This is a genomic window from Vibrio nomapromontoriensis (assembly GCF_050337205.1).
Classification (GTDB): Bacteria; Pseudomonadota; Gammaproteobacteria; order Enterobacterales; family Vibrionaceae; genus Vibrio; species Vibrio nomapromontoriensis.
In genome coordinates this window covers 214,800-228,068 of the sequence record NZ_JAKJSS010000006.1, presented here as the reverse complement: position 1 = coordinate 228,068, position 13,269 = coordinate 214,800, and the positions used below count along the sequence as shown (strand labels likewise).

Below are 13,269 nucleotides of genomic sequence, written 5' to 3'. Positions count from 1 at the left end.
TTATAAAAAGAAAAATCATTAAAAAGCATCAATTTACTGTCAGGAAGACAGCACGCTCAAAGGGAGAAAGGCAATGGCTCTTTATGATCCAAGTCTTGAGAAGGACAACTGCGGATTTGGCCTTATCGCACATATGCAAGGTCAGCCCAGCCACAAATTAGTTCGTACCGCCATCTCTGCGCTCGATCGCATGACACACCGTGGTGGTATCGCTGCGGATGGAAAAACAGGCGATGGTTGCGGTCTACTACTGCAAAAGCCAGACACTTACTTTCGTCTTCTCGCACAAGAAAATCAATGGAATCTGAGTAAACAATACGCTGTCGGCATGCTGTTTCTATCCAATGATCCTGTCAAAGCGCAGGCTACCAAAGACACTATCACCAAAGAACTCGCGCAAGAAACCCTAACCATTTCAGGCTGGCGCAAGGTTCCAGTCAACCCCGACGTATTAGGCCCAATCGCGGCAGAGTCACTACCTAACATAGTACAATGTTTTATCTCAGCACCAGCAGGCTGGCGTGAGCAAGATGTTGAGCGTCGCCTTTACATTGCCAGAAGACGTATTGAGAAAGCGATCACTGACGACCCAGAATTCTATGTTTGTAGCCTATCCACACAAGTTATCGTCTACAAAGGTCTCTGTATGCCTGCGGATCTTCCGCGCTTCTACCTTGATCTTGCCGATCTTAGAATGGAATCAGCGATCTGTTTATTCCATCAGCGATTTTCTACCAATACTCAACCTCGCTGGCCACTGGCACAACCCTTTCGTTACCTCGCTCATAATGGTGAAATCAACACTATTGAAGGCAATCGGCAGTGGGCAAAAGCGCGCGCTTACAAATTTGCCTCTCCGTTATTGCCCGATTTACAAACCGCCGCTCCATTTGTTAATGAAACGGGTTCAGACTCTTCAAGCCTAGATAACATGCTTGATCTGTTTTTATCGGGAGGGATGGATATATTCCGAGCGATGCGAATGCTCGTACCACCTGCATGGCAAAACCATCCTGATATGGATCCGGATCTGCGCGCTTTTTACGACTTTAACTCCAAGCACATGGAACCATGGGACGGCCCGGCTGGTATTGTACTTTCTGATGGGCGCTACGCCGCCTGCAACCTTGACCGAAATGGGTTAAGACCTGCCCGATATGTCATCACGAAAGACAACCTTATAACTCTTGCTTCTGAAGTAGGAATTTGGGATTACGCCCCAGACGAAGTTGCAGAAAAAGGGCGAGTTGGGCCCGGAGAACTATTGGTTATCGATACTCAAGATGGCAAATTATGGCACTCAAAAGAAATTGATAACGATCTAAAAAGCCGCCACCCTTATCGAGAGTGGATGGAAAACAATGTCCATAAATTAATCCCTTTTTCGGAATTATCAGACGATGATGTAGGCAAACGCAGTTTCGATGCTACGCAATTAAGTAGTTATCAAAAACAGTTTGCTATGAGCAATGAAGAAACTGACCAAGTACTACGTGTATTAGGCGATATGGGTCAAGAAGCAGTAGGCTCCATGGGTGATGATACCCCTATGGCTGTGCTGTCTTCTAAAGAGCGCCTTATTACTGACTATTTCAGGCAAAAATTCGCTCAAGTCACCAACCCACCAATCGATCCACTACGTGAAAAACACGTCATGTCACTGGCGACTAGCGTAGGACAAGAAATGAATGTCTTTTGCGAGACCGACGGACACGCCTACCGTGTGGCATTTAACTCACCAGTTCTGCTTTATTCAGACATGCAGCAACTGCTAAACCTTAGTGAAGATCACTATCGCCACACCATACTTGATATCAACTTTGACCCACAACAGAAAGATCTTAAGCAAGCTATTATCGATTTATGTGAGCAAGCTGAAAAAGTGGTTAAGGCTGGGACGGTACTATTGGTACTTTCCGATCGCGCTCTGAAACAAGGTCACTTACCTATTCCTGCTGCAATGGCGGTAGGGGCAGTTCAAACCCGCCTGATTGACGCTAACGTGCGTTGTGATACCAACATACTAGTTGAAACGGCAACCGCACGAGACCCTCATCAATTTGCTGTCTTACTCGGTTTTGGGGCAACAGCCGTCTACCCTTATCTCGCCTATGAAACACTTGGTAAAATGGTAGAAGATGGCGTACTCGATAAAAGCTATCGCGTTGCCATGCAAAACTATCAAAACGGCATTAATAAAGGCCTGTATAAGATCATGTCGAAAATGGGGATTTCAACGATTGCCTCATATCGATGCTCACAACTGTTCGAAGCAGTCGGACTCCATGACGACGTCGTTGAGCTTTGCTTCAAAGGCGTGACGGCTCGAATTCAAGGTGCGAGCTTTGAGGATTTTCAGCAAGATATTTTCAACTTATCACGCAAAGCTTGGACAAAACGTAAGCCAACTGAGCACGGTGGTTTATTAAAATATGTTCATGGCGGGGAGTATCATGCCTATAACCCTGACGTGGTTGGCACCCTACAACAAGCAGTGAAAACCGGTGATACCCAAGATTATCAGTCTTTTGCGACACAAGTGAATACTCGCCCCGTCGCCATGTTACGCGATCTCATGACCTTGAAAACGTCTGCGTCTCCGCTTTCCTTATCGCAAGTTGAGCCTGCCAGCGACTTATTCAAACGCTTTGATTCTGCTGCCATGTCTATTGGTGCGCTAAGCCCTGAAGCCCATGAAGCACTCGCGATGGCCATGAATCAGCTCGGTGGTTATTCAAACTCTGGTGAAGGTGGTGAGGATCCAAGACGATTTGGCACCAACCGAAATTCACGAATCAAGCAAATTGCTTCAGGTCGATTTGGCGTGACTCCGCACTATTTGAGTAATGCCGACGTTCTACAAATCAAAGTCGCGCAAGGAGCAAAACCGGGAGAAGGCGGGCAACTACCAGGCCACAAAGTCACCGCTGAGATCGCGAAGCTGCGCTACTCCGTTCAAGGCGTGACGTTAATTTCTCCCCCTCCTCATCATGATATTTACTCCATAGAAGATCTTGCCCAACTGATTTTCGATCTCAAGCAAGTTAACCCGAATGCCTTAGTCTCGGTGAAGCTGGTGTCCGAGCCAGGAGTGGGTACTATCGCGACAGGCGTTGCCAAAGCCTACGCCGATCTAATTACTATTTCAGGCTATGATGGTGGCACAGCTGCGAGCCCTCTAACGTCCGTTAAATATGCAGGTTGTCCTTGGGAGTTAGGGCTTGCGGAAACTCAACAAGCCTTAGTCGCTAATAGTTTGCGTCATAAGATTCGTCTACAAGTTGATGGCGGATTAAAGACAGGTCTTGATGTGGTTAAGGCGGCTATTTTAGGCGCAGAAAGCTTTGGCTTTGGTACGGCTCCAATGGTCGCAATGGGCTGTAAGTTCTTAAGAATTTGCCACTTAAATAACTGCGCCACAGGGGTGGCAACTCAAGACGAAACCTTGCGAAAAGAGTACTTTAAAGGGCTGCCAGAGATGGTGGTCAACTACTTTATCGGCTTAGCCGACGAGGTACGCTTGCTCCTTGCCCAGTTGGGTGTAGAAAAGCTAACCGACCTCATTGGGCGTACGGATCTATTACAAGCGGTTGAAGGGTTAACAGCAAAACAAAGTAAACTGGATTTATCGCCAATCTTGGAAACCCCGATATCAGCACAGAATTTCCCTTTGTACTGGACCCAACCCAACAACCCATTTGATAAGGCCGAACTCAACAGTCAAATTGTGGAAGATGCGCGCACAGCAGTGGAAGAGAAACAATCCACCAGCTTGTATTACAACGTACGAAACACTGATCGCTCCCTCGGAGCACGCTTATCGGGTGAAATAGCCAAGCGCTATGGCAATCAAGGCATGGCAAGCTCTCCCATTCAGTTACACCTTGACGGAACAGCGGGCCAGTCTCTCGGCGTTTGGAATGCAGGCGGGGTGGATATCACTCTAACTGGTGATGCTAATGATTATGTAGGCAAAGGTATGGCGGGCGGAAAGATTGTCATTAAGCCTCATGTCGGCACCACCTTTATCTGTAACGAAGCCACTATCATTGGTAACACCTGCCTTTATGGCGCCACTGGCGGAAAACTGTTTGCGGCAGGCACAGCGGGAGAGCGCTTTGGTGTTCGTAACTCTGGCACCATCACGGTGATTGAAGGCGCTGGCGATAATGCCTGTGAATACATGACGGGAGGAATTGTCGCTATCTTAGGTGCAACAGGCGTTAACTTTGGCGCGGGTATGACAGGAGGATTTGCTTATGTCCTTGACGCCAATGAAGACTTCAATGGTCGCGTCAACGAAGAGTCCGTTGAAGCCCTTGCTCTATCTGACCTTTACATTCACCAAGAGCATTTAAGAGGTTTAATTGCAGAACACCTTGAAGAAACCGGATCGGTACACGCTGAAAATATCCTAGCGAATTTTGATGAATGGATTCCGAAATTCTACTTAGTTAAGCCAAAAGCTGCTGATTTACGTACGCTTTTAGGTCATCAAAGCCGAAGCGCTGCCGAACTGCGCGTTCAAGCCCAATAATTGCAAGGAGCGAAAATTATGAGCCAGAACGTCTATCAATTTATCGACGTCAATCGTGTAGACCCGGCCAAAAAACCGATAAAGATTCGTAAAATTGAATTTGTCGAAATCTACGAACCCTTTACCAAGCAGCAAGCCACTGCACAAGCTGACCGCTGTCTAGACTGTGGCAACCCCTATTGTGAATGGAAATGCCCAGTCCACAATTATATCCCACAGTGGTTAAAACTCGCCAATGAGGGGCGCATTATTGAAGCGGTAGAGCTCTCTCATCAAACCAACAGCCTACCTGAAGTGTGCGGTAGAGTGTGCCCACAAGATAGGCTTTGCGAAGGGGCCTGCACGCTAAATGATGACTTTGGCGCGGTCACCATTGGTAATGTCGAAAAATACATAACCGACAAGGCGTTTGAAATGGGTTGGAAACCAGACATTTCTCACGTTGAATGGACAGATAAAAAGGTGGCGATCATTGGCGCAGGACCGGCAGGTCTAGCCGCTGCAGATGTATTAGTTCGTAATGGCGTCAAGCCCGTTGTTTTTGACCGCTACCCTGAAATTGGCGGGCTACTGACCTTTGGGATCCCATCCTTCAAGTTAGAGAAAGACGTCATGACCAACCGCCGACAAATTTTTAGCGATATGGGAGTCGAATTCCAACTCAATACTGAAGTGGGTAAAGACGTCAAAATGTCAGATTTGGTCAACGACTATGATGCCGTCTTTTTGGGCGTTGGTACGTATAAAAACATGCGAGCAGGGTTAGAGAATGAGGATGCCCCCGGCGTCTATGACGCGCTGCCCTTTCTGATATCCAACACTTACAAGGTCATGGAACTTGCCGATACTCAACCATTTTTAGACATGGCGGGAAAAAATGTGGTGGTATTAGGTGGTGGCGATACTGCGATGGACTGTGTGCGAACCTCTATTCGCCAAGGTGCCAATAACGTGGTGTGTGCCTACCGCCGTGATGAAGTGAATATGCCAGGCTCTCGACGTGAAGTAAAAAACGCCAAAGAAGAAGGCGTTAATTTTATGTTCAACTTGCAACCTCTTGGCATTGAACTCGACAGCAACGGCAATACCTGCGGCGTCAAAGTGGTTAAAACAGCGCTTGGTGAACCGGATGAGGCAGGAAGACGTCGACCAGAGCCAGTTGAAGGCAGCGAACATGTGTTAGCCGCCGACGCTGTTATTATGGCGTTTGGCTTTCAGCCTCATCAAATGACATGGTTAGAACCGTTTGGTGTCGAGCTGGATCAATGGGGGCGAATTAAAGCACCAGCGACGCAAGAGTTTATGTATCAGACGACCAACAAAAAAATCTTTGCCGGCGGTGATGCCGTGAGAGGTTCTGATTTAGTCGTCACCGCTATTGATGAAGGACGTAAAGGCGCTGAAGGTATACTAGACTTCTTAGACATCTAAAAATTGTGTGGATACTCACTCCAATCACTCCCTTTGTTAGTTCAAAGGGAGTGATAAACGCGGCGGTACTCATATCGATAAGCTTAAGTACTCATAAACCATAACCTCACCTCTCATTCCAGCGCATTGCAAGGAGGGTTCATGAACAAAATCACCATTGGCACCTTTTCTCTTTTATTACTCACCGCATGCGGTGCAGGAACGACAACTATGACCGACCGAACTCACTTACCGTGTGGCGATAGCCCCCGCTGTGTATCCACTCAAGATAATCGCGAAGACTTTAATATTGCACCATTTGAACTCACAGACGGCGCAAACATCAACCAGATAGAAACCGTTGCTTTAAGCTTTCCTCGTTCAAGCGTTGCCGCGAAAGAAGGCAACTACTTACGCATAGAGTACAAATCTAAAGTCTTTCGCTATGTGGATGATATGGAACTGAAGATCGAAGATGGAAAACTACTGGTACGCTCAGAAGCCCGTATTGGCTATTATGATTTCAAGGTGAATAGAAAGCGAGTCGAAGCATTTAGAGCAAAACTCATCGAAACAGGCCTCATCATAAAGCCTTAATTGTAAGAGATCAGAGAAGAGAGCTAGGGTGAGAGAAGATAGTTGGGGTCAACCAAGACTATTGCTATACTGCACGCCGAACACCTTTACCAACTTGAGAGAATCTCTATGAAAATCGGCGTAATTGGCGCAATGGAACAAGAAGTGTCCATCCTTAAATCTGCTCTAGAAAATTTAGTCGAAGTGAAAAAAGGCGGCTGTACTTTTTTTACTGGTCAACTCAATGGCGCAGATGTTGTGTTACTTCAATCCGGCATTGGTAAAGTGGCAGCAGCTGTCGGCACCACGGTTCTTCTAAGTGACTACCAACCTGATGTCGTTATCAACACAGGCTCAGCGGGTGGCTTTGAATCAACTCTCAACTTAGGTGATGTGGTTATCTCTACCGAAGTTCGTCACCACGATGCTGACGTCACAGCATTTGGCTACGAAATCGGTCAAATGGCTGGTCAACCTGCTGCATTTACTGCTGATAAAAAATTAATGGATATCGCTGAACAAGCGCTTGCTCAAATGCAAGACAAGCACGCGGTACGTGGCCTTATTTGCACTGGTGATGAGTTTGTTTGTCGCCCAGAGCGCCAAGCAGCGATCCGTGCTAACTTCCCTGGCGTTATTGCGGTTGAGATGGAAGCATCAGCTATTGCTCAAACTTGTCATCAATTCAATACTCCGTTCGTGGTTGTTCGTGCTATCTCTGATGTTGCCGACAAAGAATCACCAATGAGTTTTGAAGAATTTCTACCATTAGCAGCACAAAGCTCATCTGAGATGGTTGTGAAAATGGTCAGCTTGCTCAAATAAGCTCAAGCTTAATCTTGGGTTCTGCTGTCAACAAAGATTTGATAACAAGAACCAAACTGCAAGGACGAGTTAATTAGAATAACAAGGATTCGTTAATGAGCTCTTTTCTAGAGAGTTTCTATGCCAATGGTGCGCTTCTCGTGATGTGGGGTGCACTTATTTTTCATCTGTTACTCCCCATTCCCCAAAGTGCTCACCCAATTTACTACTGGCGACGCTTGGCGATAGCGATTGCTAACAAGGTCAATCAACCTACTAACACAACCTCCCAGCAAACTCTTTCCGGATTACTGACTTGGGTACTGTTCGTGATGCCTGCGTTTGCGGTATTACTCGCCATGCAATCACTGGCTTGGCAGGCGCAATTTTATCAATTGGCGCTATTACTGTTGGCGTTAGACTGGCGTGGCAATGAAACGTTAACTCAGCAGCTCATCCGCGGCTTATCCAATGAAGATAAAGCCTATGTGCGCACCTCTTTACAAACGTGTGTGAATAGAGACACTGCGCCTTTATCTCTGATTGGGCTAGGCAAAGCTTCGGCAGAAACACTCATACTAGGCTACTCTCGACGCGTCATTGGCGTACTGTTTTGGTATGGCTTATTCGGTGGAATCGGCGCGCTCATTTATCGCCTAGCTATGGAATTAGCCCGCAGTTGGAGCCCTGCTCAACCTCACTATCAACATTTTGGTAAGCCTGCTCTTGCCGCCTTTTCCTTGCTTGATTCCGTACCACAAAAACTATTCGCACTGCTTATCATGATAGGCACATCACGCCAAAGTATTACATCGGCTATAACGCAAAGCCGGAGTTGGCACAACCCCACCACCAATTGGCTGTTATGTGGGTACGCAAACAAGTTTGGGCTTTCACTCGGTGGGCCAGCAATGTACGACGCGACGAAATATCAACGCGCCCGAATTGGCGGAAAAATAGTCCCATCGGCGTATCACCTCGCAGTGTTACAAAAAGATATTGCCTGGCGTATCTATATTTGGTTAATGCTGCAAAGCGCCATCATGTTTATTATTCATAAAGGGTTTTAGTCAATGAAACGAATTCTGACGGTCACGATTATGGCCTGTCTTTCCTCACCAGCACTGGCGGTTGCAGAGCGAGTGATTAGCCTTGCCCCTCACGCCACGGAATTGGCTTATGCAGCAGGCCTAGGTGACCAACTCATCGCAGCCAGTGAATACAGTGACTATCCGGACGCGGCCAAAAAACTCGAGCGAGTTGCTAACTATCAAGGCATTAAGCTAGAACGCATCGTCGCATTACAACCTGATCTCATACTTGTTTGGCCTGCAGGTAATCCGGCTCGAGAGTTAGATAAACTCCGTCAGCTAGGTTTTAACCTTGTCTATTCAAAAACCAACAAGCTTGAGGATATCGCCGATAATATCGAGGCTCTCAGTGCTTATGCTAATGACCCTACTATCGGTCAAAGAGCCGCAGCCGATTTTCGACAACGATTAGACTCGCTAAAATCAACCTCACAGACGGATAAACCCGTTCGTTATTTTTATCAACTGAGTGAAAAACCCATTATCACGTTGGCACAAGGTAGCTGGCCAAGTGAGGTCTTTCGCTTTTGTGGTGGTGAAAACATTTTTGCCAACAGCAAAGCACCCTACCCTCAGGTCAGCCCTGAGCAAATTATTGTTCGCCAACCGGACGCTATTTTCACTTCAGAGCATGCTATTAAAAATGGCGGCATGTGGCAGAAGTGGTCTGCCGAACTCCCTGCCGTTGAGAAGAAGCATATGTGGACACTAACGTCTGATTGGTTAAACCGACCAACACCACGTACTTTGTTGGCAATAGAACAAGTTTGCCAACATTTCGATACGGTTAGGCAGTCTCAGTGAGAATTCACTCGCACCATGACAAGATCAGGTGCGAAGCGTCTATAATTACCGTAAAATTGCCGCACTTTTAATAAGACATTTTTCAATGAGTATATAACGTGGACTCCATGCTCTATTTAGTCGATTTATTCGGCACAATGGTATTTGCGATATCAGGGGTGATTCTCGCAGGAAGACTAAGGATGGATCCCTTTGGCGTTATGGTATTAGGCAGTGTCACCGCGATTGGTGGTGGCACCATAAGAGATATGGCGCTAGGCGCGACGCCAGTATTCTGGATCACCGACACCACCTATTTATGGGTCATCATCGTTACCTGTTTACTCACCATGATGTTAATCAGACACCCCCGTAGATTGCCATGGTGGGTACTACCTGTCTCCGATGCTATCGGACTAGCTGTCTTTGTTGGCATCGGTGTAGAAAAAGCGCTTAATTATCAAGATTCCGCCTTGGTCGCTATTATTATGGGCGTGATAACAGGCTGTGGCGGCGGCATTATTCGAGATGTCCTCGCACGAGAAATCCCGATGATTTTACGCCGAGAAGTTTACGCGACCGCCTGTATTATCGGTGGGGCTTTTTACACCACGACATTAATGTTCGGCGCGACGCCGGAAAGTGCTTTTCTAAGCTGTGTGGTCACTACGCTAATTATTCGGCTTGGTGCTATTCGCTGGCAGCTCTCCCTACCTACGTTTGCACTCGATAAATAACGATATTTCACAACATGAATGTCAGAGTTGCGCCATTCTCTGACATTCACTCTTCAATTTTCCTTATTGCTCTAGTATGTTGAATACCTGACCGTTTTTTATTCAAGTAATGCGGGATGATGGATTTATTCGAGATAAGGAGATCTCATGGCGATCACGTTCAATCAAGTTCAATTCAATCAATCTCAAAAGCTATGTATTCCTTTTTGGCAACTTCAGCATAAAGAGCACTGGGGTGTCTTCGAGACCCAAGGTAATGTTGGGTCCGTGATTGGAGATCTACTCTGTCAAGAAATCGAGCCTGATACGGGTAATGTCGATACCAACCACTGCCACATTGCTCAGGTGTCACTTGCCGAACAACAACGACTGCTCGAATTAGAACATGCCAACGATGACACTGACTTCTTAGACAGAATCGATCATGGCCGTAGTGTGATGCAGCTTATTTCTGAACATTGCGACAACCCTGTGATCATAGAACAGCTACTACAGGAGTTAGACTTACTGCACTTAAAGGACCGCGGCTTCAAACAGCTTTCAACTGGTGAGACTCGCCGCGTGATGTTAGCTCGTGCTCTTTCTTCTTCACCACAGGTACTGATTCTGGATGAGCCTTTTGTTGGTCTCGATCATGCCCACAGAAAAATACTCGCCGACTACCTTTACGATCTCTCCGCTCATGTACAACTCATTCTCATTACCTCACGAGAAGATGAAATTCCAACATGGGTGAATCACATTGCTCTATTTGAAAACGGTACGTTAAAAGAAGAACTCAGCTACCAACAATGGACCAGCCATCCTGTTATCGCCCAATTACTGTCTCAATCCGCGATTCAGAGTGAACAGTGGATGGAATTAATCCGTAAACACCAACATGCATCTGCATTTAGTGACCCGCTCATTCAAATTACCAACGGTTGTGTCGAATACGTTGACCAAAAGATATTCTCCAATGTTAATTGGCAGATCAATCATGGAGAACACTGGCAAGTCCGAGGTCCTAATGGTTGTGGGAAAAGCACCTTACTGGGTTTGATTTTTGGCGACCATCCGCAGTGTTACAGCAACGATATTCAAATTTATGGCATGAAACGTGGTAGTGGCGAAACAGTGTGGGACATCAAACAGCATACTGGGATGGTGTCATCCTCACTACATCTGCAATATCGAGTCAGTTGCAATGCGCTTGATGTGTTGCTCTCAGGATTTTTTGACTCGATTGGGCTCTACGATAAACCAACGAAAAAGCAAATTGATACCGCAAAAGAATGGCTGACTTTACTGCACATGGCACACCTTGCTCACAGCTCATTTAGGGCGCTTGAATACAGCCAACAACGGCTGCTGTTAATTGCCCGTGCGATTATAAAACAACCCACCATTCTCATTCTGGATGAGCCCTATCAAGGACTCGATTACCTAGGTCGAAAATTGGTGATGAACGCGCTCAACATGATTGCCAAAGAAAACCTTAGCCAACTGTTATACGTCTCGCATTACACCGAAGATACGCTAGACAGTATCCAGAACTTTGTTGATTTTATTCCTAATACTGGAGATACAGGTTACCACGTCAAAATCACAACCAATAAAATCCAAGCTAAAACCATGGTAGAGTAAGCTTAATCTATTCCAATTTTTCACCGGTTATTAGCCATGCTACTTGAAGGTATTGAAACACTCTTAGTCTTGTCGCAAGAAAAAACCATGAGCCGTACAGGCAGTCGCCTTTACATCGGTCAGTCGGCGGTGAGTAAGCGCATTGCTAACTTAGAAAAGCGTCTAGGAAAAAAGCTCATCGAGCCTGACGGCAGGCAGATAAAGCTCACACCAGATGCGTTAGATCTCATTGAGCGCATTGGCACCAGCGTTAATGAACTGAAAGGATTGATATCAGAAGAGCAGCAACATAGCGATCAAACCCTGATTCGTATTGACTGCTCTGAAACGCTCGTTGCTGGCTACCTTAGCGAGTTTATTAGCCCATTACTGGCTCAAGACCCATACCTCACCATCACGACTAATCACACTCCAAGAATTGTTGAGCATGTCCGTTCGGGTGATGCCATGATTGGCTTCTGTGCGGGGCACCTCAGTGCAAAATTAGGACTACACGCGACTCACTTATTTGATGAACCGTTTAAAATTGTTAGTCATCAACCTTTAAACTGTGCGCCAAAAACTCTAATCACCAACGATCTCAATAACCCAGCTAACACATACCAAGCCGCCTTACTGCAGCAATCCCAAATTGTTCCTTGCATGCAAATGGATTCGTACACGGCCGCTGCCCAGCTTGCGATCAAAGGGGCGGGACCGGCTCTCGTACCGATGTCCATTATTAAGACATTACATATTGATGAGGCGCTATGTTTTGACTTTGCCTTTTTATCCGCTCTTACTCGGCCAATACACCTGATTTACCGACCAACGGCATTAAAGAATAATCGAGCTAAAACAGTGATTGAAACCATTGAGGATGCTGTTCCAAGAGTAGTTTTATCGCCATCACCATTGACATGATGACCACCAACGGGCGGATGAACTTCTTGCCCTTTGTGACCACCATTTTGGCTCCCATACGAGCGCCAATAAAGCCTCCTATCGCCATCACTAAACCGATTTCCCACACAGGGAGGCCCGCCAAAACAAAGAACAATAATGCGGCTATATTTGAGGTAAAGTTCAGAACCTTGGTTCGCGCCGTGGCATGCACAATAGAAAGTTGGGCAATGGCGACAAAACAAATCGTAAAAATAGAACCGGTACCAGGGCCAAAGAAACCATCGTAAAATCCCACGCCAGTTCCAACAGAAAAAGCAAACATGGTCTCAGATAGCTTTGGCTTCCCCCCACCCTCTCCAGCTTGAGGCGCCAGCAAAAAGTATAAGGAAATACCCAGTAGTAAGACTGGAATAAGACTCGTCAATATACCAGCATCAATATGTTGAACCAGCTCAGCCCCCACCGCTGAGCCAATAAAAGTACACGCAATCGCTAAGCGCATTTCTTTAATATCAACAATGCCGTTTCGAACGAAATACCACGTTGCAGAAAAGCTCCCAAATGAGCTTTGCAGTTTATTGGTCGCTAGCGCTTGGGTTGGGGGCACCCCTACAGCAAGCAGGGCGGGGAGCGTAAGTAACCCTCCTCCTCCAGCCATCGCGTCAATAAAACCAGCTATCCCTGCAACGAGAAATAACAGTCCGAGAATTTCTATAGTAACTTCCATGATTCTGAGTCAAAGCGAAAACATTCCGTCATTTTACTTGCTAAAAACATCAACACTAGCGAAACGATGGATATTGACCTATTCCTATTTGGA

Annotated in this window: 10 protein-coding genes; 9 read left to right on the top strand and 1 reads right to left on the bottom strand. The window is 46.4% G+C overall.

Translation table 11 applies throughout. The features are described from left to right. Positions 1–73 precede the first annotated feature (73 nt). From gltB to L4D05_RS01125, 9 genes are all read left to right on the top strand, one after another. Positions 74–4,537: a glutamate synthase large subunit gene (gene gltB, locus L4D05_RS01165; protein WP_428792799.1), complete on the top strand. Its 4,464-nt coding sequence runs from the start codon at positions 74–76 to the stop codon at positions 4,535–4,537. 18 nt (positions 4,538–4,555) lie between these two features. After that, positions 4,556–5,968, top strand: coding sequence for an FAD-dependent oxidoreductase (locus L4D05_RS01160; protein WP_428792798.1), 1,413 nt, complete (start codon positions 4,556–4,558; stop codon positions 5,966–5,968). 141 nt (positions 5,969–6,109) lie between these two features. Continuing rightward, complete coding sequence (locus tag L4D05_RS01155) at positions 6,110–6,544, top strand: DUF1499 domain-containing protein (protein WP_428792797.1); 435 nt, start codon at positions 6,110–6,112, stop codon at positions 6,542–6,544. A 108-nt stretch (positions 6,545–6,652) separates the two neighbouring features. After that, on the top strand, positions 6,653–7,348 hold the full coding sequence (mtnN, locus tag L4D05_RS01150; RefSeq protein ID WP_428750410.1) for a 5'-methylthioadenosine/S-adenosylhomocysteine nucleosidase: 696 nt from the start codon (positions 6,653–6,655) through the stop codon (positions 7,346–7,348). A gap of 95 nt (positions 7,349–7,443) precedes the next feature. Next, positions 7,444–8,397, top strand: coding sequence for a cobalamin biosynthesis family protein (locus tag L4D05_RS01145; RefSeq protein WP_428792796.1), 954 nt, complete (start codon positions 7,444–7,446; stop codon positions 8,395–8,397). Between the two features lie 30 nt (positions 8,398–8,427). Beyond that, the gene (gene btuF / locus L4D05_RS01140) at positions 8,428–9,222 is read left to right on the top strand and encodes a vitamin B12 ABC transporter substrate-binding protein BtuF (protein WP_428793114.1); all 795 of its coding nucleotides are present in this window, start codon (positions 8,428–8,430) and stop codon (positions 9,220–9,222) included. A 98-nt stretch (positions 9,223–9,320) separates the two neighbouring features. Next, on the top strand, positions 9,321–9,938 hold the full coding sequence (locus tag L4D05_RS01135; RefSeq protein WP_428750408.1) for a TRIC cation channel family protein: 618 nt from the start codon (positions 9,321–9,323) through the stop codon (positions 9,936–9,938). 147 nt (positions 9,939–10,085) lie between these two features. Next, positions 10,086–11,564 (top strand): molybdate ABC transporter ATP-binding protein ModF, encoded by a 1,479-nt coding sequence (gene modF, locus L4D05_RS01130; protein ID WP_428792795.1) that lies wholly within the window; start codon positions 10,086–10,088, stop codon positions 11,562–11,564. 36 nt (positions 11,565–11,600) lie between these two features. Continuing rightward, positions 11,601–12,467, top strand: coding sequence for a LysR family transcriptional regulator (locus L4D05_RS01125; protein WP_265673684.1), 867 nt, complete (start codon positions 11,601–11,603; stop codon positions 12,465–12,467). Here L4D05_RS01125 and L4D05_RS01120 read toward each other — a convergent pair. After that, positions 12,397–13,176 carry a TSUP family transporter gene (locus L4D05_RS01120; RefSeq protein ID WP_428792794.1) on the bottom strand — a complete coding sequence of 260 codons (780 nt, stop codon included), beginning with the start codon at positions 13,174–13,176 and terminating at the stop codon, positions 12,397–12,399. The genes L4D05_RS01125 and L4D05_RS01120 overlap by 71 nt on opposite strands. Positions 13,177–13,269: the final 93 nt, after the last annotated feature.